21 protein-coding genes are annotated in these 19,631 nt (G+C 72.4%); 7 read left to right on the top strand and 14 right to left on the bottom strand.

All coding sequences use genetic code 11. The features are described from left to right. Nucleotides 1-108: 108 nt before the first annotated feature. Nucleotides 109-840 carry a VIT1/CCC1 transporter family protein gene (locus tag ACFV7R_RS01450; protein WP_385258547.1) on the bottom strand — a complete coding sequence of 244 codons (732 nt, stop codon included), beginning with the start codon at nucleotides 838-840 and terminating at the stop codon, nucleotides 109-111. Between the two features lie 232 nt (nucleotides 841-1,072). Between ACFV7R_RS01450 and ACFV7R_RS01455 the strand changes: the two genes are divergently transcribed. Genes ACFV7R_RS01455 through ACFV7R_RS01480 form a run of 6 tightly spaced genes read left to right on the top strand, consistent with a single transcriptional unit; the run spans nucleotide 1,073 to nucleotide 7,991 of the window. Further along, the gene (locus ACFV7R_RS01455; protein ID WP_385258549.1) at nucleotides 1,073-2,227 is read left to right on the top strand and encodes an ADP-ribosylglycohydrolase family protein; all 1,155 of its coding nucleotides are present in this window, start codon (nucleotides 1,073-1,075) and stop codon (nucleotides 2,225-2,227) included. A gap of 17 nt (nucleotides 2,228-2,244) precedes the next feature. Further along, nucleotides 2,245-3,339, top strand: a complete 1,095-nt coding sequence (locus tag ACFV7R_RS01460; protein WP_385258899.1) for an ADP-ribosylglycohydrolase family protein — start codon at nucleotides 2,245-2,247, stop codon at nucleotides 3,337-3,339. A gap of 8 nt (nucleotides 3,340-3,347) precedes the next feature. Further along, on the top strand, nucleotides 3,348-4,532 hold the full coding sequence (locus ACFV7R_RS01465) for an ADP-ribosylglycohydrolase family protein (RefSeq protein WP_385258552.1): 1,185 nt from the start codon (nucleotides 3,348-3,350) through the stop codon (nucleotides 4,530-4,532). Then, complete coding sequence (locus tag ACFV7R_RS01470; protein ID WP_385258554.1) at nucleotides 4,520-5,980, top strand: ADP-ribosylglycohydrolase family protein; 1,461 nt, start codon at nucleotides 4,520-4,522, stop codon at nucleotides 5,978-5,980. The genes ACFV7R_RS01465 and ACFV7R_RS01470 overlap by 13 nt, the downstream gene beginning before the upstream one ends. A gap of 5 nt (nucleotides 5,981-5,985) precedes the next feature. Continuing rightward, nucleotides 5,986-7,176: a CaiB/BaiF CoA transferase family protein gene (locus ACFV7R_RS01475; protein WP_385258556.1), complete on the top strand. Its 1,191-nt coding sequence runs from the start codon at nucleotides 5,986-5,988 to the stop codon at nucleotides 7,174-7,176. After that, a complete protein-coding gene (locus tag ACFV7R_RS01480; protein ID WP_385258559.1) occupies nucleotides 7,173-7,991 on the top strand; it encodes an HpcH/HpaI aldolase/citrate lyase family protein in 819 nt (272 codons plus the stop codon). The genes ACFV7R_RS01475 and ACFV7R_RS01480 overlap by 4 nt, the downstream gene beginning before the upstream one ends. A gap of 79 nt (nucleotides 7,992-8,070) precedes the next feature. Here ACFV7R_RS01480 and lgt read toward each other — a convergent pair whose 3' ends face one another. From lgt to hisI, 11 genes are all read right to left on the bottom strand, one after another. After that, nucleotides 8,071-9,024, bottom strand: a complete 954-nt coding sequence (gene lgt, locus ACFV7R_RS01485) for a prolipoprotein diacylglyceryl transferase (protein ID WP_385258561.1) — start codon at nucleotides 9,022-9,024, stop codon at nucleotides 8,071-8,073. 82 nt (nucleotides 9,025-9,106) lie between these two features. Then, on the bottom strand, nucleotides 9,107-9,883 hold the full coding sequence (locus ACFV7R_RS01490; protein WP_385258563.1) for a thioredoxin domain-containing protein: 777 nt from the start codon (nucleotides 9,881-9,883) through the stop codon (nucleotides 9,107-9,109). 86 nt (nucleotides 9,884-9,969) lie between these two features. After that, nucleotides 9,970-10,797 (bottom strand): tryptophan synthase subunit alpha, encoded by an 828-nt coding sequence (gene trpA / locus ACFV7R_RS01495; RefSeq protein ID WP_385258565.1) that lies wholly within the window; start codon nucleotides 10,795-10,797, stop codon nucleotides 9,970-9,972. Further along, a complete protein-coding gene (trpB, locus tag ACFV7R_RS01500; protein ID WP_385258567.1) occupies nucleotides 10,794-12,080 on the bottom strand; it encodes a tryptophan synthase subunit beta in 1,287 nt (428 codons plus the stop codon). The genes trpA and trpB overlap by 4 nt, the downstream gene beginning before the upstream one ends. Nucleotides 12,081-12,187: 107 nt before the next feature. Continuing rightward, the gene (gene trpM, locus ACFV7R_RS01505) at nucleotides 12,188-12,361 is read right to left on the bottom strand and encodes a tryptophan biosynthesis modulator TrpM (RefSeq protein WP_385258570.1); all 174 of its coding nucleotides are present in this window, start codon (nucleotides 12,359-12,361) and stop codon (nucleotides 12,188-12,190) included. Between the two features lie 22 nt (nucleotides 12,362-12,383). Then, nucleotides 12,384-13,193: an indole-3-glycerol phosphate synthase TrpC gene (gene trpC / locus ACFV7R_RS01510; RefSeq protein WP_224739499.1), complete on the bottom strand. Its 810-nt coding sequence runs from the start codon at nucleotides 13,191-13,193 to the stop codon at nucleotides 12,384-12,386. Between the two features lie 187 nt (nucleotides 13,194-13,380). Then, nucleotides 13,381-13,824, bottom strand: coding sequence for a DUF2752 domain-containing protein (locus ACFV7R_RS01515; protein ID WP_385258574.1), 444 nt, complete (start codon nucleotides 13,822-13,824; stop codon nucleotides 13,381-13,383). Nucleotides 13,825-13,919: 95 nt separating this feature from the next. Next, complete coding sequence (locus tag ACFV7R_RS01520) at nucleotides 13,920-14,204, bottom strand: HGxxPAAW family protein (protein ID WP_385258578.1); 285 nt, start codon at nucleotides 14,202-14,204, stop codon at nucleotides 13,920-13,922. 143 nt (nucleotides 14,205-14,347) lie between these two features. After that, a complete protein-coding gene (locus tag ACFV7R_RS01525; protein WP_385258580.1) occupies nucleotides 14,348-14,989 on the bottom strand; it encodes a TIGR02234 family membrane protein in 642 nt (213 codons plus the stop codon). A 45-nt stretch (nucleotides 14,990-15,034) separates the two neighbouring features. Beyond that, nucleotides 15,035-16,552, bottom strand: a complete 1,518-nt coding sequence (locus tag ACFV7R_RS01530) for an anthranilate synthase component I (protein ID WP_385258583.1) — start codon at nucleotides 16,550-16,552, stop codon at nucleotides 15,035-15,037. Nucleotides 16,553-16,563: 11 nt separating this feature from the next. Then, nucleotides 16,564-16,968, bottom strand: a complete 405-nt coding sequence (gene hisI / locus ACFV7R_RS01535; RefSeq protein WP_385258586.1) for a phosphoribosyl-AMP cyclohydrolase — start codon at nucleotides 16,966-16,968, stop codon at nucleotides 16,564-16,566. A gap of 81 nt (nucleotides 16,969-17,049) precedes the next feature. On the opposite strand from hisI, the gene ACFV7R_RS01540 reads away from it, so the two are divergent. Then, nucleotides 17,050-17,685 carry a TIGR03085 family metal-binding protein gene (locus ACFV7R_RS01540; RefSeq protein WP_385258588.1) on the top strand — a complete coding sequence of 212 codons (636 nt, stop codon included), beginning with the start codon at nucleotides 17,050-17,052 and terminating at the stop codon, nucleotides 17,683-17,685. 10 nt (nucleotides 17,686-17,695) lie between these two features. Here the strand turns inward: ACFV7R_RS01540 and ACFV7R_RS01545 are convergent, their stop codons facing one another. Both ACFV7R_RS01545 and ACFV7R_RS01550 read right to left on the bottom strand, forming a co-directional pair. Then, entirely contained in the window at nucleotides 17,696-18,970 is a 1,275-nt protein-coding gene (locus tag ACFV7R_RS01545; RefSeq protein WP_385258591.1) for an MFS transporter, read from the bottom strand. 14 nt (nucleotides 18,971-18,984) lie between these two features. Further along, entirely contained in the window at nucleotides 18,985-19,572 is a 588-nt protein-coding gene (locus tag ACFV7R_RS01550) for an ArsR/SmtB family transcription factor (RefSeq protein WP_385258594.1), read from the bottom strand. Between the last annotated feature and the right edge of the window lie 59 nt (nucleotides 19,573-19,631).

Raw genomic sequence — 19,631 nt, forward strand, 5'->3', positions numbered from 1 at the left:
CGCAGGCCTCATTGCCCACAGCGCTTACGGCTCATGCCCCGCGGTTAAGCGTTCGAAACCAGCGAGTAACGGCTACTTATGCGGCCCAACGCATAAGTCCGAGCCGCCTTATCCTACGGCCGTTCCGAACAAGCTGCCCAGGGCGTACGTCACACCGGCCGCCGCGCCCCCCAGGGCGAGCTGCCTGAGCCCGCTGTACCACCAGGTCCGCGCGGTCACCTTGGCCACTACGGCACCGCACCCGAAGAGCCCGAACAGCGCGAGCAGCACGGCGGGCCACAGCGCGGTCGCTCCCAGCAGATACGGCAGTACGGGGAGCAGGGCGCCCAGCGCGAAGGAGCCGAAGCTCGACACGGCGGCGACCAGCGGCGACGGCAGGTCGCCGGGATCGATGCCGAGCTCCTCGCGGGCGTGGATCTCCAGCGCCTGCTCAGGATCCTTCGACAACTGCCGGGCGACCTCCCGGGCCAGCCCCGGCTGGACACCTCTCGCCTCGTAGAGCGCCGCGAGCTCGGCCTCCTCGTCCTTCGGGTGCTTGCGCAGCTCGCGCCGCTCCACGTCCAGTTCGGCCTCGACGAGCTCGCGCTGCGAGGCGACGGAGGTGTACTCACCGGCGGCCATCGAGAAGGCGCCGGCAGCGAGGCCCGCGAGTCCGGTCAGGACGATGGTCTGCTGACTCACCGCGCCGCCCGCGACGCCGGTCATCAGGGCGAGGTTGGAGACCAGGCCGTCCATCGCGCCGAAGACGGCGGGGCGCAGCCAGCCGCCGTTGACGTCCCGGTGCGTGTGGTTGTCGCGGTGCGCCTCGTGCAGCGCCGCCTCTGTCTCGATGATGGCCATACCAGTTCCCCCTGGAAAGTCAGCTTGGACGAGATCTACTTTTCGACAACGCCCAGGCTACGTCGCGAATTTCCCGCCTGCCAGCAAGGAAAGGCTGGGCTAACCTGCGGTTTTACCGTTTCTTGCTCATCCGTTCGAAGTCCCGCTCAGATGTCGACCGGGTGACGCTGAGGCCCATGAGGCTGCGCCGCACACCGCACCGGGGACAGATCCGCAAAGAGAGGAGGCCGCGATGGCATCGATCGCCTGCATTCCCTCGGTCCCGGCCCGCGAGGACACCGCCGGACTCCGCGACCGGGCCCGCGGCGCCCTGCTCGGCCTCGCCGTCGGCGACGCCCTCGGCGCACCCGCGGAGAACCTGAAGCCCTCCGAGATCTGCGCCCGCTGGGGCCGCATCACCGGTTACGTCGCCGACCAGCCGTCGGGCACGGACGACACCGAGTACGCGATCTTCTCCGGCCTGCTGCTCGCCCGGCACGGCTCCGCCCTCACCCCCGCCCATGCCGAGGCGGCCTGGCACGCCTGGATCGCCGACCGCGCCGAGGGGCCCTTCCGCGGCGCTGGCTTCAGCGAACGCGGCACACTGGAGAACCTCCGCCGCGGCCTCGCCGCGCCCATCTCCGCCCAGCACCGGCACGCCTGGAGCGACGGCCTCGCCATGCGGGCGGCACCCTTCGGGGTGTTCGCCGCGGGCCGCCCCGCCGAGGCGGCCCGGCTGGTCGCGATCGACGGCTCGGTCAGCCATGACGGCGAGGGCATCTACGGCGGGCAGGCGGTCGCGGCCGGGGTCGCGGCGGCGATGGCGGGCGCCCCGACGGTCGCCGTCGTGGCCGCGGCCCTGGCCGTCGTCCCGGACGACTCCTGGACGGCCCGCTCACTGCGCCGGGCCGTGGCCGTCGCCCACCGCGGCGAACGTGCGGTCCGCTCCGCCGTCGTGATCGGCGGCTACCCCTGGACCGACCTCGCGCCCGAGGCGGTCGCCCTGGCCTTCGGCGCGTACGCGGCGGCCGACGGCGACTTCAAGGGGGCCGTCCTCACCGCCGTCAACATGGGGCGCGACGCCGACACCACCGCCGCGGTCGCCGGCGCCCTGGCCGGTGCGACGCAGGGCGCCGGCGCCGTCCCGGCCGAGTGGGCGGCGGCCATCGGCCCGGCCCGGGGCACCTGTCTGCCGTCGATGGCGGGCCACCACGTGCTGGACGTGGCGGATCTGCTGACGCCTCCAGAGGCGGACGTCGGGGGGAACGGGGACCCCGTACCGCACGGCGATCCCGCGAAAGACCCCGATCCCGTACGGGACACCGCCCCCCTGCGCGCCGACGCCGCCCCGCCCTCCGACCCCGCCACCTACGTCCTCGCCGCCGACAAGGACGAGGTGCGGCCGTGAGCCGCCGGGTCGAGGGGATGCTGCTGGGCCTCGCCGCCGGTGACGCCGCCGGCTGGCCGGCCGCCCGGCACCGGGCCGCCCGGATGCCCGAGTGGACCCGGCGCCTCACCCGCGAGCTGGACACCTTCGCCGAGCACAATGCGACCACCACCCTCCCCGTCCCCATCGCCCTCAACCAGCCCCCGGAGCCCCTCCGCCTCGGCCCCTCCGACGACGCGGAGTGGGCGGTGTTCGCGGCGGAGGCGGTACTGCGGGCCGGCGACGACAGCACCCTCGGTGATCTCAGCCGGGACCGCCGGATACGCGCCGCCATCGACCTGACCTGGAGCGCCGTCGCGAGCGAAGTGGCGGCGGCCGCCGAACGCGCCCCCGAGATCGAGTCCGCCGTACTGCCGCTGCGCGCCCGTATCTCCGTCCGGGCCGGCCTCGGCAACCTCGCCGCCGGCCTGCGCCCGCCCGCCACCGGCCACGACAACCCGCACTACTTCGACGACGCGGCCTGCGTCCGGGCCTGCGTCCTCGCCGTGGCCCACCCCGGCGACCCCGTACTCGCCGCCTCCCTCGCCGAGTTCGACGCCCGCTACACCCAGGACGGCGACGGTGTGCACGGTGCCCGCGCGATGGCCGCCGCGGTGGCACTCGCCCTGGCCGGTGCGGACCCGGCCGCGTGCGTGAGCGCCGCGCTCGCCGAACTGCCCGAGGAGACGGAGATCGGCCGCAACACCCGCCACGCGCTGAAGCTGGCGGCGGACGCCGAGAGCGCCTTCGCCCTGGTCCCCCTCCTGGAACACCAGATCGTCGACCACGTCTACAGCTACGGCATCGCCGCCGCCGAGACGGTCCCGGTCGCCCTCGCCCTCGCCACCGCCTCCGCCGGCCGCATCCGGGATGCGGTGCCCGCGGCGGCCTGTCTGTCCCGGGTCGCGGACTCGGCCCCGGCCCTGGCGGGCGCCCTGACCGGCGCGCTGGGCGGCGGCGCGGCGATCCCGGCGTCCTGGCGCGACACCTGCCGCACCCTGCCCGGCTGTGTCCTCCCCCGCCTCAACGGCACCGACCTGGTGGAACTCGCCGAACTCCTGGAAGCCGCACAACCGGCCCCACCGGGAGGATGATTCGGGGCATGACGCCCAAAGGAGAAGAAAGCCGAGCGCACAGTCCGCATTCTCTCGACGACCGGATCGCCGGCGCCCTGGTCGGCGCGGCCGTCGGCGACGCCCTCGGCGGCCCCGTCGAGGGCTACTCCCCCGACCGGATCGTCGAACGCCACGGCGGCCGCGTGCACGGCATCGTCGGCCCCTGGAACGGCGCCGACTGGCGCATCGCCCGCCCCATCGCCCCGTACCACAAGGGCGACGGCCACGTCACCGACGACACCCTGCTGACGCACGCGCTGGTACGGGTCTACGCGCAGGTCCGCGACCACCTCGACGCCTACGCGATCGCCGACCACCTGGTCCCCGACCTGATGACGACCCCGCGCTGGATCCCGGAGCTGGAGGCGGAGGCACTCCCCCTGCACCGGATCTTCCTGGCGGAGAAGTGGCTGGTGGCGAGGCTCCACTACGGCCATGTGGACCCGCGGGAGGCGGGCGTCGGCAACATCGTCAACTGCGGTGCCGCGATGTACATGGCCCCGGTCGGCCTGGTCAACGCGGCCGACCCGGCGGGCGCCTACGCCGAAGCGCTGGACGTCGCGGGCGCCCACCAGTCGTCGTACGGCCGCGAGGCGGCGGGCGTCTTCGCGGCGGCGGTGGCCGCGGCGTGCGCACCGGGGGCGACGCCGGACTCGGTGGTGACCACGTGCCTGGAGCTGGCGAAGGACGGCACACGGGCGGCGATCGAGCAGGTCTGCGAAGTGGCGTCCCATCACAGGGACTTCGAGTCGGCCCTGACACCGCTGCGCGATGCGGTGGCCCCGTACGACACCGTGGGCCCCGACTACCGCGCCCCGTCCCTGGGCGCCCGCCGCCCCTCGCGCCTCCACGCGATCGAGGAACTGCCCGTCGCCCTGGGCATGTTGGTCGTGTCGGGCGGCGACTACCGGCAGGCGGTCCTGGGTTCGGTGAACTACGGCCGCGACTGCGACTCGATCGCCACGATGGCCGGCGCGCTGGCCGGCGCCCTGGGCTCACCGGTCCCGGAGGACTGGTCGAAGACGGTCGCCGAGGCCAGCCGCCTCGACCTCTGGGAACCGGCCCGCACTCTGACCGAAGTCACCCGGGAGATCTTCAAACGGGACGTACGCCGGCGCCGTACCCACGAGCAGATGTTCACTGCGCTGGGAGGCACCACATGCTCCGACTGACCTGGGTCCAACCGGAGGACCTGATCGGCCACGAGATCCGCCAGGCACACCAGGACGGCCGCGAACCGACGACGATCGCGAAGCGCTGGGAGGCGGCAGGCGGCCCGAAGGCCCCCCTCCGAGCGGGCGCCTCCCCACAACCGGCATCACGCTACCTGCGCCAGCTGGCAGAGGACCTCCTGGACGAACTGGCGGACCTGCCGAGCAGCCTGACAGAAACCGAACCAACGGACCTGCCAAAGATCAAGGCCCTGTGCCCGAACTGGCCCGCACATGCCGTCCAGCCGCGGGCATTCGTGCCGCCTGGGGCGGCACGGGTGGGCGCTGGGGGTCCCCCCTCTGGGGGAGGCACCCCGCTAACGCCGGGCTGCGCAACCCCCCCGACCTCAGCCCCCACCCAGGTCGCCCTGGAAGCCGCCTGGCTCGGCAGAGCCACCGGCTGCCTCCTCGGCAAACCGGTAGAAAAACTCCCCCTCACCGCCATCCGCCAACTGGCCCAGGCAACCGGCAACTGGCCCCTCACCACCTACTTCACCGCCCAGGGAGCCCCCTCCGAGCTCCTGTCGACCTACCCCTGGAACCGCCGCTCGGCCCACACCTCCCTCGCCGAGAACATCGACGGCATGCCCGAGGACGACGACCTCAACTACCCCCTCCTCAACCTCCTCCTGCTCCAACGCCACGGCAGAAACTTCACCACCACGGACGTGGCCGCCCTCTGGCTCGACGAACTCCCCGCCGGCCGCACCTTCACCGCCGAACGCATCGCCTACCGCAACCTCCTCACCGGCATCGAACCCCCGCACACCGCCCGCCACCGCAACCCCTTCCGCGAATGGATCGGCGCCCTGATCCGCGCCGACATCCACGGCTGGACCAACCCCGGCGACCCGGCCGCCGCTGCCGAACAGGCCCACCGGGACGCCACCCTCACCCACACCGCCAACGGCGTCTACGCGGCGATGTTCACCGCCGCCACCATCGCCACCGCGGTCACCGGCACCACGGACATCCACACCAGCCTGCGCACCGGCCTCTCCGTCGTCCCCCCGCACTCCCGCCTGGCCGACGCCGTCCACCACGCCATCCACCTGGCCGAATCCCACGAGGACTTCGACACGGTCGTGGACGAACTCCACGCCCGCCACGCCGACCACCACTGGGTTCACGCCATCCCCAACACCGCCCTGATCGCCGCCGCCCTCACCCACGCGGACGGCGACTTCACGGGCTCCATCTGCCGTGCGGTGTCCGGTGGTTGGGACACCGACTCGAACGGCGCGACGGCCGGCAGCATCGCCGCACTCCTCGCCGGCACCCCCACCGCCCTCCCCGACCGCTGGACCAGCCCGCTGAAGAACCGCCTGTCCACCTCCGTCGGCGACTTCAACGGCACCGGCTTCGACACCCTGGCCCACCTGACCCACCTGGAGGCCCTCCGCCCATGACCCCCATGAGCACCCCACCCCTGACCGGTCTCCGCGTCCTCGACATGGCCACCCTCTTCGCCGGTCCCCTCGCCGCCACCATGCTCGGCGACTTCGGCGCGGAGGTCGTCAAGATCGAGCACCCCACCAGGCCCGACCCCTCCCGAGGCCACGGCCCGGCCAAGGACGACATCGGACTGTGGTGGAAAATCCTCGGCCGCAACAAGCGCACCATCACCCTCGACCTCTCCAAGTCCGGCGGCCGCGCCACCCTTCTCCGCCTCGCCGCCACCGCGGACGTCGTCATCGAGAACTTCCGCCCCGGCACCCTGGAGAAGTGGGACCTGGGCTGGCCGGAACTGTCGGACGCCAACCCCCGCCTGGTACTCACCCGCGTCACCGGCTTCGGCCAGTTCGGCCCGTACGCGCACCGCCCCGGCTTCGGCACCCTCGCCGAGGCGATGAGCGGCTTCGCCGCGATCACCGGCGAACCGGACGCGCCGCCGACCCTCCCGCCCTTCGGCCTGGCCGACTCGATCGCGGGCCTGGCGACGGCGTACGCGGTGCTGACCGCCCTCGCCGCCCGCGACCGCACCGGCGAGGGCCAGGTCGTCGACATGGCGATCATCGAACCGATCCTGACGGTGCTGGGCCCCCAGCCGACCTGGTACGACCAGCTCGGCCATGTCCAGCCCCGCACCGGCAACCGCTCCCAGAACAACGCTCCGCGCAACACCTACCGCACCGCCGACGGCACCTGGGTCGCCGTCTCGACCTCGGCCCAGTCGGTGGCGGAGCGCGTGATGCGCCTGGTCGGCCGCCCCGACCTGATCGACGAACCATGGTTCGCCACGGGCGACGGACGGGCCCACCACTGCGACGTCCTCGACAAGGCGGTGGGCGACTGGATCGCACAGCGCACCCGGACCGAGGTCCTGGCCGCCTTCGAGAAGGCGGAAGCGGCGGTGGCACCGGTCCAGGACGTACGCGACGTGATGACGGACCCGCAGTACGCGGCCCTCGGCACGATCACCACGGTCGACGACCCCGATCTGGGCCCGCTGCGCATGCAGAACGTCCTCTTCCGTCTCTCCGCCACCCCCGGCGCGATCCACTGGGCGGGCCGCCCGCACGGCGCGGACACGGACGCGGTCCTCACCGAACTGGGCCTGACCCCGGCCGAGTTGACGGCGCTGCGCACGGAGGGCGCGCTGTGATCCCGCTGACCTGGCTGTACGTCCCCGGTGACCGCCCGCGCATCGTCACGAAGGCCCTCGCCTGTGGCGCCGATGTCGTCGTGATCGACCTGGAGGACGCGGTCGCCCCGGACCGCAAGGACTACGCCCGCGCGGCCACCGCGGAGCTTCTCTCCGAGGCCCAGCCGGTGCCGGTGCACGTCCGTGTGAACGCCGTGGGCACTCCTCTGGCGGCGGCCGACCTGAAAACGGTGGCCGCGCTCCCGGGGTTGTCGGGCCTGCGCCTGCCGAAGGTGACGTCGGCCCGGCAGGTCGTGCAGGTGGCCGACTCCACGGCCGCCGACGCGGCACCGCCCCTGTACGCCCTCCTGGAAACGGCGCTGGGCATCGAGCACGCCCACGCCGTCGCCCGCGCGCACCCGTCCCTGCGCGGTATCGCCCTGGGCGAGGCGGACCTCAAAGCCGACCTGGGCGTACGCGCCGACAGCGGCCTGGACTGGTCCCGCTCCCGCGTCGTCGTCGCCGCACGCGCGGCGGGCCTGCCGCCCCCGTCCCAGTCCGTCCACCCCGACATCCGCGACCTCGACGGCCTGGCGGCGAGCTGCGCCCACGGCCGGGCCCTGGGCTTCCTGGGCCGCGCCGCCATCCACCCGCGCCAGCTTCCGGTCATCGAGCGGGCCTACCTCCCGACACAGGAGGAGATCGAGAAAGCCGAAACCATCGTCAAAGCAGCGGCCACCAACCGGGGCGCGCAGGCCCTGCCCGACGGAACGTTCATCGACGCGGCGGTCGTCACAGCGGCGAACCGAACCCTGTCCCTGGCCCATCGCCACTGAGTTCCGGTCCTCGGCACGAACGAGGGCGCCCGGAAAACTCCGAGCGCCCTCATCGACGTATGAGACGTACGACCGGTCGTCACGTCTTCTTCATGGACCCGGTCCCGTTCTCGACCTCGGACTTCGCATCGGCCCCGGACTCCGCGTCAGTCTCGGACTTCGCGTCAGTCTCGGACTTGGCGTCCGCCTGGGCCCCGTCCTCGGGCTCATCGCCGGCGGCAGCCGGCTCCACCACGGCCTCCCGGCCCGGCCGCTTCCTGGCCGACAGCACGATGTAGACCACGGCGAGCAGGAACACCAGCAGCGCGGTCCAGTTGTTCAGCCGCAGGCCCAGGATGTGGTGGGCGTCGTCGACGCGCATGTACTCGATCCAGAAGCGGCCGGCGCAGTACGAGGCGACGTACAGGGCGAACGCGCGGCCGTGGCCCAGCTTGAAGCGGCGGTCGGCCCAGATCACCAGCACCGTGACGCCGATGCACCACAGGGACTCGTACAGGAACGTCGGGTGGTAGTAGCCCGGCACCCGGCCGTCCGCCGTGGACGTGATGTGCACCGCCCAGGGGAGGTCGGTCTCCCGCCCGTACAGCTCCTGGTTGAACCAGTTGCCCCAGCGCCCGATCGCCTGCGCGAGGGCGATACCGGGGGCGACGGCGTCGGCGTACGCGGGCAGCGGGATACCGCGACGGCGGCAGCCGATCCATGCGCCCAGCGCACCGAATGCGATCGCACCCCAGATGCCCAGGCCGCCCTCCCAGATCTTGAAGGCGTCCACCCAGTCACGGCCCTCGCTGAAGTACAGCTGGTAGTCCGTGACCACGTGGTAGAGCCGGCCGCCGATCAGGCCGAACGGAACGGCCCAGACCGCGATGTCGGCAACCGTTCCGGGCCGTCCGCCGCGGGCGATCCAGCGCCTGTTGCCGAGCCACACGGCCACGAAGACACCGATGATGATGCAGAACGCGTAGCCGCGCAGCGGAATGGGGCCGAGGTACAGCACTCCGCGCGACGGGCTGGGAATGTAGGCAAGTTCCATGGCAGGGTCGACGCTACCCTGCCGGACACGCCCGACGGCGGGCGGCCCGGCTACGGCTCCATAACGAGCAGCGGCCCGCGTCTCACCCCTGCGCGGCCTCCTGCACCTGCTGCTTCAGCTTCGCGGGCGTCATCGACTGGTCCTCGAAGATGTTCTTGCCGTTGAGCAGCACGGTCGGTGTGCCCGAGAAGCCGCCCTTGCCGAAGGCCTCGGCGGACTTGTCGACCCAGCTGTTGTGGGTGCCGTTCTCGACACACCTGCGGAAGGCGGGGGTGTTCAGGCCCTGCACCTTGCCGGCCAGCTCGATGAGCCTGGCGTTGTCCCCGAAGGCGTCGTCGGTCTCCGGCGGCTGGTTGTCGTACAGCACGTCGTGGTACGCGACGAACTTGCCGACGTCCTGGGCGCAGGCCGCGGCGTTGGCCGCGTTGCGGGAGCCGCTGCCGCCCATGTTGCCGTCGATGATCGTGGCCAGCCGGTACTCCGCTCTCAGCTGTCCGGCATCCGTCAGTTCGTGGATCGTCGAGCGGTACGTCGTCTCGAAGGACTTGCAGGCCGGGCAGCGGAAGTCCTCCCAGATCGTGAGCGTCGACTTCGCGTCCTCCCGGCCGACCGGGATGACGAGATTGTCGTCGCCGTTCGCCCCCGAGGGGGCCACGACCGGGCCCGCGCTGTCGTCGCCTTCGTCCTTGCCGGCGTTCGCGGCGACCACGCCGATCACCGCCGCAAGGCCCAGGACGCAGACGACTGCCGCGCCCACGATCAGCGTCCGCCTTCGCTTCTCCGCGGCCTTCTGCTTCTCACGCTCGACCGCCAGCCGCTCCCGGGCGGCGCGCTTTCCGTCACGGTTCTTCTCGCTCACACCCCGCAGAACGAACCGGGGAGGCGCACCGCGCCTCCCCGGCCCCAGGTCCACTCGTTCGAGTGACCGATTTTCTGTTACGCCTGTCAGCTTTCCGTAAGCACCTGTCCGCGTACGCCCTTGGCCAGCTCACCCGCGAGCGCGCGGACGGCCTCGATGGCGGCCGCGTGGTCCGGGGCGTCCAGCATCCGCTTGACGAAGGCGGAGCCGACGATCACGCCGTCGGCGAAGCCGGCGACCTCGGCGGCCTGGGCGGCGTTGGAGACGCCGAGGCCGACGCAGACGGGCAGGTCGGTGGTGGCGCGGGTGCGCTGCACCAGGTCCTGGGCCTGCGCGCCCACGGTCTCCCGGGTGCCGGTGACGCCCATCAGGGAGGCGGCGTAGACGAAGCCGCTGCCCGCCCTGGTGATCTCGGCGAGCCGCTTGTCCTTGCTGCTGGGCGCCACGACGAAGACCGTCGCGAGGCCGTGCTTCTCGGCGTGCTCCCGCCACAGCGCCGACTCCTGCACGGGCAGGTCGGGCAGGATGCATCCGGCCCCGCCCGCCTCGGCGAGCTCGGCGGTGAAGCGCTCGACGCCGTAGCGGTCGATGGGGTTCCAGTACGTCATGACGAGGATCGGCTTGCCGGTGGCCTCGTAGGCCTCGCGGACCGTCCGCATCACGTCGGCGATTCTGACCCCGCCGCGCAGGGCGATGTCGTCGGCGGTCTGGATGACGGGGCCGTCGAGGACGGGGTCGCTGTGCGGCAGACCGACCTCCACGATGTCGGCGCCGCCGTCGAGGACGGCCCTGACCGCCTCGATGCCGCCGTCCACGGTCGGGAAGCCGGCCGGGAGGTAGGCGATGAGGGCGGAGCGGCCCTCGGCCCTGACGGCGGCGAGGGTGTCCGTCAACAGCTGGATGTTGCCGCTCACTTGGCGTCCCCCTGGATCTCGGCGGCACCACCGTTGGCATCGGCGGCGACCTCGGCGTCGGTGTCGTACAGGCCGAAGTAACGGGCGGCCGTGTCCATGTCCTTGTCGCCGCGCCCGGACAGGTTGACCACGATCAGCCCGTCCTTGCCCAGCTCCCTGCCGACCTCCAGGGCACCGGCCAGCGCGTGGGCGCTCTCGATCGCCGGGATGATCCCCTCGGTCTGCGACAGCAGGCGCAGCGCCTGCATCGCCGCGTCGTCGGTGACGGCGCGGTACTCGGCGCGGCCGGTGTCCTTGAGGTAGGAGTGCTCGGGGCCGATACCGGGGTAGTCCAGTCCGGCCGAGATCGAGTACGGCTCGGTGATCTGGCCCTCGTCGTCCTGGAGGACGTACGACCGTGAACCGTGCAGGATGCCGGGCTCTCCCGCGGTCAGGGTGGCCGCGTGTTCGCCGGTCTCGACGCCGTGTCCGGCGGGCTCGCAGCCGATGAGGCGGACGTCGGTGTCCGGGATGAAGGCGTGGAAGAGGCCGATGGCGTTGGATCCGCCGCCGACGCAGGCGATGGCGGCGTCGGGGAGCCGGCCGGCCCGCTCCAGGAGCTGGCGTCGGGCCTCCACACCGATGACGCGGTGGAAGTCGCGGACCATGGCCGGGAAGGGGTGGGGCCCGGCGACGGTGCCGAACAGGTAGTGGGTGTGGTCGACGTTGGCGACCCAGTCGCGGAACGCCTCGTTGATGGCGTCCTTGAGCGTCCGGCTGCCGGACTTCACGGCGATGACCTCGGCGCCGAGCATGCGCATCCGGGCCACGTTGAGGGCCTGGCGGCGGGTGTCGATCTCACCCATGTAGATGGTGCACTCGAGCCCGAACAGCGCGCAGGCCGTCGCCGTCGCCACGCCGTGCTGGCCGGCGCCGGTCTCGGCGATGACGCGGGTCTTGCCCATGCGCTTGGTCAGCAGGGCCTGCCCGAGCACGTTGTTGATCTTGTGGGAGCCGGTGTGGTTGAGGTCCTCGCGCTTGAGGAACACCCGGGCACCACCCGCTTCCGCGGCAAAACGAGGGACCTCGGTGAGCGCCGACGGGCGGCCCGTGTAGTTGACGAGCAGGTCGTCGAGCTCGCGGGCGAACTCGGGGTCGGCCTTCGCCTTGTCGTACTCGACGGCCACCTCGTCCACGGCGGCGACGAGGGCCTCCGGGATGAACTTGCCGCCGAACGCGCCGAAGTAGCCTTCGGCGCTGGGGGTTTGACCCTCCGGGTCGGGGATGAAGAAGTCGCTGGGCATGCGGAAACCTCACGGTGAGTGTGTTGTGTGCACTGATCGCCGTGGGGGCAGGGATTGTCAGTTGGCTGCGGGCCCGTTGTGGCTGGTCGCGCAGTTCCCCGCGCCCCTCAGGTCGGCTGCTGCCATCGCATGCCGTTGACTTGCCCCGGCTCGTCACCGATCACGTAACGCACCCGGCGTCCGTGCACCCTGCGCGCGGGCGCGCGGCAGCCACGGGGACGGCAGCCGCGCGCAAGGCGGGCGTACGGGTCCCTCGTCGCCAGGGTGATCGGGAGAGTCATCGGGCCCAAGTTTAGCGGGAGATCAGCCTCGGCCGTGCCGCAGTGCGGGGTGCTCGCCGGCCGCCACCAGGTCGGAGACGGCCGTCTTGGGGTCGCGGCCGGTGACCAGGGACTCGCCGACCAGGACCGCGTCGGCGCCGGCGTTGGCGTAGGCGATGAGGTCGTGCGGGCCGCGGACGCCGGACTCGGCCACCTTGACGATGCCGGCCGGGATGTCCGGGGCGAGCCGCTCGAACGTGCCGCGGTCGACCTCCAGCGTCTTCAGGTTGCGCGCGTTGACGCCGATGAGCTTGGCGCCGGCGTCCACCGCGCGGTCGACCTCGTCCTCGTCGTGCACCTCGACGAGCGGCGTGAGCCCGATGGACACCGCCCGCTCGATGAGGGACTCCAGCGCGGGCTGGTCGAGGGCCGCGACGATCAGCAGCGCGAGGTCGGCGCCGTAGGCCCGGGCCTCCCACAGCTGGTAGGAGGTGACGATGAAGTCCTTGCGCAGGACGGGGATGTCCACGCGCGCGCGGACCGCCTCCAGGTCCGCCAGGGAGCCGCCGAAGCGGCGCTGTTCGGTGAGGACGGAGATGACGGCCGCGCCGCCCGCCTCGTAGTCCGCCGCGAGGCCGGCCGGGTCGGCGATCGCCGCCAGCGCACCCTTGGAGGGGCTGGAGCGCTTGACCTCGCAGATCACCTTGACGCCGTCGCCGCGCAGGGCGGCCAGACCGTCCTTGGCGGCGGGCGCCTTCGCCGCGCGCTCCTTGAGCTCGTCGAGGCTCACGCGCGCCTGCCGTTCCGCGAGGTCGGCCCGCACTCCGTCGATGATCTCGTCGAGCACACTCACGCGAGCGGCCCCCTTCCAGACGGTTGACTGATAAAGCGCTTGGGCCTCTGCCCGCGGCTGCCTCATCAGCCGAGCCGGAGGCGGTACCGAAGGCGAAACCGGTGGTCACTGCGATGGTATCCGGAGGAAGGCGTAGTCCTCGCATCCGGTTGACGGCGGTCCCACTACCTGGACGTTTACCCGTCGATCAAGGGTGCAGCCAGCCGCCGAAGGGCAGGTTCCGGACAACCGTGAAGACCAGCAGCAGGGCTCCCGCGGTCCACGCCTGCGCCGGTCGGAGATCGATCCGCAGGGGACGGCCCCGCGCCGCCCGGACCGTCCAGAGGGTCCACACCAGGGCGAAGAGCAGACAGCCGGCCACGGCCAGGGCGTTGGCCTGGAGCGCCGCCGCGATGTCCCCGTGCACGACGGCGTGCGCGCTGCGCAGGCCCCCGCAGCCGGGGCAGTAGAGGCCGGTGTACTGCAGGAGCGGGCAGACGGGGTAGTGACCGGGCTCGTTGGGGTCCACGGCCCCCACGTACGCGAACGCCCCGGCGACGGCCGCCAGGACTCCTGCGGGCGCGGCGAGGCGCCCGAATACGGGTGCGGAGGGCGTCGGCATGCGCCGGCTGTCGGCGTTCACGCCTCGCATTGTGCCCCGCGCGGGCCCCGAACACGCGTCAGGGGCGGCCCGGCGGGAATGCCGGGCCGCCCCTCGACGAGGTCGCACGGGACAGCCGTACGGGCTCAGCTCTCGGCGGCCACCGGCTCGCGCGTCGCCCTGGGCGCCGCCGTCGCCGTCGTCGCGGACTGGACCATCCTGAGGGGCTTCGCCTTCGGCTGGCCGAGGCCCATCGCACTCATGATCGCGCCGATGACACCGCCCAGCGCCACGATCGCCATGCCGCCCCAGAAGCCGAGCGGGTTGTCCCCCACCATGAAGACGCCCGCGACGCAGAAACCGATGACGATGATGATGGAACCGGTCCAGGCGGCCGGGGTGTGTCCGTGACCGTGGCTGCTGCCCGCCATTACTTGCTCCTCGTTGCGGTGTGGGTGTGTGAGCCTGATGTCTGTCGCCCATTGTCCCGTACGCGCGCGGGTGACGTGCGCGGGGGTCGCCCCGCCGGGACGTCTGTTTCGCCACATCGGGACCGGTGGCCGGGGCCCGCCCGCTACGCCGGTTCGGTGCCGGTCGGGTCCTCGCCCCGGTCGAGCGCCTTCCACACGTCCTCGGGCCGGTCGGGGTCGACGACGGGGGCCGTACGGCGTGGACGGGGGGCGCCGCTGCGCTCGTAGCGGCCGGACATCGCGGGCCACAGCCGGCCGTAGCGCAGGGCGAGCAGCCCGGCGAGGAGGATCAGGGCGCCGCCCACGGCCGCGGCGTACGGCCACGCGGTGTGGGTGAGCGCTTCCACGGTGGCGGCCGTGTCGCCGGAGGCCTGCGCGGCCTTCTCGTCCAGTGCGGAGCTGTCGGAGGCGCCGGACAGGGCCGCGGCGACGGTGCCGACGCCGCACAGCGTGAGGAGCGCGGACACGGCGAGGCGACCGGCGCGGCGGACGGCGAAGACGGCGACGAGCGCGGCGAGGCCCACTATGGCGAGGGCCGCGGGGACGCCCGTGACCTCGCTGCCCTTGGCGGTCAGCGGGAAGGGGCCGCCGGCCACCGTGGCGGTGCCCTCCGACCATTGCTGCCGGGTCGCCAGCAACGCCACGGCCGCGCCGAGCGCACCGGCCAGCAGTGCCACGGCGAGACTCATACGGCCGGCCCGGGCGGAACCCGCGGCTTCGGAACGGGGGTGAGGAACAGCAGTCACGTACCCAACTATCGCCTGAACCGCGGGCGAACCGTCACCCGGGGTTCAGTGAGAAGCGCCCCATTGCGCCGGAGTGTTCGCGTCCTGCCGGCCCAGCCGGTTCGCCGTGTGCACCGCGCGCAGTACCGCCGCCGCCTTGTTGCGGCACTCGGTGTCCTCGGCGACCGGGTCGGAGTCGGCGACGATGCCCGCGCCGGCCTGGACGTAGGCCGTGCCGTCGCGCAGCAGGGCCGTACGGATGGCGATGGCGGTGTCGGAGTCGCCGGCGAAGTCGAGGTAGCCGACACAGCCGCCGTACAGGCCCCGGCGGGACGGCTCGAGTTCGTCGATGATCTGCATGGCGCGCGGCTTGGGCGCCCCGGAGAGGGTGCCGGCCGGGAAGCAGGCCGTGAGCACGTCGAAGGCGGTGCGGTCGGCCGTGACGCGTCCGGTCACCGTCGAGACGATGTGCATGACGTGCGAGTACCGCTCGATGGACATGAAGTCGACGACCTCCACCGAGCCGGGCTCGCAGACCCGCCCGAGGTCGTTGCGGCCGAGGTCGACGAGCATCAGGTGCTCGGCGCGCTCCTTGGGGTCGGCGAGCAGTTCGTCGGCGAGGGCCTGGTCCTCCTGCGGGGTGGCGCCGCGGTGCCGGGTGCCGGCGATGGGGTGGACCATGGCCTGCCCGTCCTCGACCTTGACCAGCGCCTCGGGGGACGAGCCGACGACGTCGAAGCCCTCGAAGCGGAGCAGGTACATGTACGGCGACGGGTTGGTCGCCCTCAGTACCCGGTACACGTCCAGCGCGCTCGCCGTGCACGGTGTCTCGAACCGCTGTGAGGGGACGACCTGGAACGCCTCGCCGGCCCGGATGCGCTCCTTGATGTCCTCGACGGCCTCCTGGAAGTCGGGGCCGCCCCACAGCGCGCTGTACTCGGGCAGTTCGGAGGGCGGGAGCGCGGCCGGGGGCTGGGCGACCGCGCGTGACAGGTCCGCCTCCATGGCGTCCAGGCGGGCCACGGCGTCCTCGTACGCCTCGTCCACGCCCGTGTCGAGGGCGTTGTGGTTGATCGCGTTGGCGATCAGCAGGACCGAGCCCTCCCAGTGGTCCATCACCGCGAGGTCGCTGGTCAGGAGCATGGTCAGCTCGGGCAGTTTCAGGTCGTCCCGCTCGCCGGGGCCGATCTTCTCCAGGCGGCGCACGATGTCGTACCCGAGGTAGCCGACCATGCCTCCGGTGAAGGGCGGCATGCCGTCCTGGTGCGGGGTGTGCAGGGCCTCGATCGTGGCGCGCAGGGTGGCGAGCGGATCGCCCTCGGCCGGGACGCCGACCGGCGGGGTGCCGAGCCAGTGGGTCTGACCGTCGCGCTCGGTGAGGGTGGCGGCGGAACGCACGCCGATGAAGGAATAGCGGGACCAGGCGCGGCCGTTCTCCGCGGACTCCAGGAGAAAGGTGCCGGGGCGCTCGGCGGCGAGCTTGCGGTAGAGCGCGACCGGGGTGTCGCCGTCGGCGAGGAGTTTGCGGGTGACGGGGATGACGCGGCGGTCGGTGGCCAGCTTGCGGAAGGTCTCGAGATCCATGGCGGCCGACCCTACTGATCCTGGAGTTCCGAGCGCGCCGGTACGCCGAGTTCCGCTTCCTTCAGCAGCACGTCGGCGTCGAAGCAGGTGCGGGCCCCGGTGTGGCAGGCGGCGCCGACCTGGTCGACCTTGACCAGCAGGGTGTCGGCGTCGCAGTCGAGGGCGACGGACTTCACCCACTGGACGTGGCCGGAGGTGTCGCCCTTGACCCAGTACTCCCGGCGGCTGCGTGACCAGTAGGTGCAGCGGCCGGTCGTGAGCGTGCGGTGCAGTGCCTCGTCGTCCATCCAGCCGAGCATCAGTACCTCTCCGGTGTCGTACTGCTGGGCGATGGCGGGCAGGAGCCCGTCGGCGCTGCGCTTGAGGCGCGCGGCGATCTCGGGGGCGAGGCTGCTGGGCGGAGGCGAGCTGGTCATGGGGCCATTGTGCCGCGCGGCACCGACAAGTCCGGGCGGCGTCCACTGTCCGGACCCGCTACCCGGTCGTAGGCTGACTGCATGTCGACCTTTGCCAAGCGTGAACGGCTCCTTCTCGCCGACCTCTTGGAGACCGCAGGTCCGGATGCCCCCACCCTGTGCGAGGGCTGGCAGACCCGCGATCTGGCCGCGCACGTGGTCGTGCGCGAGCGCCGCCCCGACGCCGCCGGGGGCATGCTGATCAAGCAGCTCGCGCCCCGCTTGGAGAAGGCGATGGAGGAGTTCACGGCGAAGCCGTACGAGGAGCTGATCCAGCTCATCCGCACCGGCCCGCCGCGCTTCTCCCCCTTCCAGCTCAAGCAGATCGACGAGATGTCGAACACGGTCGAGTTCTACGTCCACACCGAGGACGTCCGCCGCGCCCAGCCGGACTGGACGGGCCGCGAGCTCGACCCGGTCTTCCAGGACGCCCTGTGGTCCCGTCTGGAACGCACCGCCCGCCTGATGGGCCGCAAGGCTCCCACGGGCCTGGTGCTGCGCCGCCCCGACGGCCAGACCGCCGTCGCCCACCGCGGCACGCCGGTCGTCACGGTGACCGGCGAGCCGTCGGAACTGCTGCTGTTCGTCTACGGCCGCCAGAGCGCCGCCGACGTGGACGTGGACGGCGACCAGGACGCGATCACCAAGCTGCAGGAGTCGAAGCAACTCGGCATCTGAGGGCCGCCGCTCAGCCGGGCAGCTCGGCCCGGCGCAGATCCCGGACGCACAGGACGACGACCCCACCGAGCCCGCAGACCGCCGCGCTGACGACGAACACCGGCCCGGTGCCCCAGACTCCGATGGCGGCCGCCGACAGCGGCATGCTCAACGGGGCGAAGCCGAGGCTGACCAGGCCGGCGACGGCGGTGACCCGGCCCAGGTAGGCGGGGTCGGCCTGGGTCTGCAGCAGGGCGCCGCACACCACCCCGCTGAGCCCCGTCAGCAGCCCGATGAGCAGGGCCGTGCCGGTGGCCGCGACGACACCCGGGGCGTAGGCGAGGGTGCCGATCGCGACGGATCCCGCGAGGATCGCGTACGCGGCGACCTGTCCGGCGTGCGGCAGGCGCCCCCGCACGGTCAGCAGCAGCGACGCGGCGCCCGCGCCGCCGCCGAACCCGGCGAGCACCCAGCCCATCCCGGTGGCGCCCCAGCCGCGTTCGTCGGCCAGCAGGGTCAGGCCGACGTTGAGGGGGCCGACAAAGCCGAGGTCGCCGAGGGCGATGGCCAGCATCAGCGGGGCGAGGACGCGGTGGCGGCGGATGTAGCGCAGTCCGGCGACCAGGTCGCTCCCCCACTCTCGGCTTCGCTCGGGCGGGGCGGTGACCTTGTCGGCCGCGTTGTCGTCAGGGGGGAGCTCCCGGACGCGCACGGAGACCAGCAGCGGCACCGACACGGCGATCAGCAGTCCGGCGAGCGCGAACGCGGCCGCCGCGCCGCCCACCGCCACACCGAGACCGCCGAGCGGGGCACCGACGACGCTCGCGAACCTGATCGCGAGGCTTCGCATGCCCTGCACGCGCGCGAGCTGACCTCGACCGGTCACGCGCGCGGGGAGGGCGCCCACGGCGGGCATGAACACGGCGTCGACGGTGCCGAAGACGAGCGCGAGCAGGGCCAGGGGCCACAGGCCCGGGCTGGTGAGGAACAGCAGCCCGGCCACCGCGAGCACGGCCACGCAGCGCACCGCGTCGCTGCCTATGGCGACCCTGCGCGGCCCGAGCCGGTCGGCGATCACTCCGCCGCCCAGCATCAGCACGGCTCGCGGCAGCGCGCTGACCGACATCACGACACCGGCCTGCGCGGGCGTACCGGCCTGGACGGCGGCCCAGGACAGGGCGATGTAGTAGACGCTGTCGCCGACCATCGAGGAGGTGTAGGCGGCGAGCCAGCGCAGAACGTTGCCGTCGCGGTGGGCGGGGCGTTCGGCGTGCTGCTCGGGTATGACGGGCGCGGTGACGGTCACGGAGGCGGCCTCTCTCAGACGCGGAACGGAAACCCGTACACATGCAGCGCGACACTCTCGCGCCCTTCGGTGTCGCCGGCGGCTTCGGCGGCCCGGCCCTTCGCCTCGTACTTCCTGGCGAGCGCCTCCAGCTCCTGACGGAGCCCGTCCAGCTCGGCGGGGGTCAGCCGCAGCAGGGACTCGCTGTCGGGGGCTGCGGAGTTCCACTCGGGGCCCCAGGTCGGCCGCTCGTCGAGATAGCGGCGGTACATGTCGGCGCGCTGCTCGTGGAAGAGCCGGGTGGCCGCCAGGTGCGCGGCCGCCCGCTCGGGTGCGTCCCGGAAGTCCTTGTCCCGGATGCTCACGCCCTCCGAGGAGGGCTGCCACCAGCGCTCCCGGCCGTCGGCGCGCTGCGGTTCGGCCTCTTCGATGAGTCCGTGCTCGGCGAGTTTCCGCAGGTGATAGCTGACCAGCGAGACAGCCTCGCCGACCTGGTCGGCAAGTTGCGAGGCGGTCGCCGTGCGGGCCACGCACAGCCCCCGGTACAGCTGCATCCGCAGCGGGTGGGCCAGGGCCTTGAGCGTGCCCAGGTCGGTGATGGGGCGGTTCTCCTCGCGTGCCATGACGCCACCGTAGATACGAAAGAAAAGTTGCACAATATATTTTGCGCAATTTTCCTTGT

Origin of the sequence: Streptomyces sp. NPDC059866 (assembly GCF_042731325.1) — a bacterium.
In the GTDB taxonomy this organism is placed as follows: Bacteria; Actinomycetota; Actinomycetes; order Streptomycetales; family Streptomycetaceae; genus Streptomyces; species Streptomyces flavusporus.

Bases quoted from the DNA above. Each gene is read 5' to 3' on its own strand.
- ACFV7R_RS01450 (WP_385258547.1), bottom strand. From the start codon at position 840: ATGGCCATCATCGAGACAGAGGCGGCGCTGCACGAGGCGCACCGCGAC.
- ACFV7R_RS01455 (WP_385258549.1), top strand. From the start codon at position 1,073: ATGGCATCGATCGCCTGCATTCCCTCGGTCCCGGCCCGCGAGGACACC.
- ACFV7R_RS01460 (WP_385258899.1), top strand. From the start codon at position 2,245: ATGCTGCTGGGCCTCGCCGCCGGTGACGCCGCCGGCTGGCCGGCCGCC.
- ACFV7R_RS01465 (WP_385258552.1), top strand. From the start codon at position 3,348: ATGACGCCCAAAGGAGAAGAAAGCCGAGCGCACAGTCCGCATTCTCTC.
- ACFV7R_RS01470 (WP_385258554.1), top strand. From the start codon at position 4,520: ATGCTCCGACTGACCTGGGTCCAACCGGAGGACCTGATCGGCCACGAG.
- ACFV7R_RS01475 (WP_385258556.1), top strand. From the start codon at position 5,986: ATGAGCACCCCACCCCTGACCGGTCTCCGCGTCCTCGACATGGCCACC.
- lgt (WP_385258561.1), bottom strand. From the start codon at position 9,024: ATGGAACTTGCCTACATTCCCAGCCCGTCGCGCGGAGTGCTGTACCTC.
- trpB (WP_385258567.1), bottom strand. From the start codon at position 12,080: ATGCCCAGCGACTTCTTCATCCCCGACCCGGAGGGTCAAACCCCCAGC.
- trpM (WP_385258570.1), bottom strand. From the start codon at position 12,361: ATGACTCTCCCGATCACCCTGGCGACGAGGGACCCGTACGCCCGCCTT.
- ACFV7R_RS01515 (WP_385258574.1), bottom strand. From the start codon at position 13,824: ATGCGAGGCGTGAACGCCGACAGCCGGCGCATGCCGACGCCCTCCGCA.
- ACFV7R_RS01520 (WP_385258578.1), bottom strand. From the start codon at position 14,204: ATGGCGGGCAGCAGCCACGGTCACGGACACACCCCGGCCGCCTGGACC.
- ACFV7R_RS01530 (WP_385258583.1), bottom strand. From the start codon at position 16,552: ATGGATCTCGAGACCTTCCGCAAGCTGGCCACCGACCGCCGCGTCATC.
- hisI (WP_385258586.1), bottom strand. From the start codon at position 16,968: ATGACCAGCTCGCCTCCGCCCAGCAGCCTCGCCCCCGAGATCGCCGCG.
- ACFV7R_RS01540 (WP_385258588.1), top strand. From the start codon at position 17,050: ATGTCGACCTTTGCCAAGCGTGAACGGCTCCTTCTCGCCGACCTCTTG.
- ACFV7R_RS01550 (WP_385258594.1), bottom strand. From the start codon at position 19,572: ATGGCACGCGAGGAGAACCGCCCCATCACCGACCTGGGCACGCTCAAG.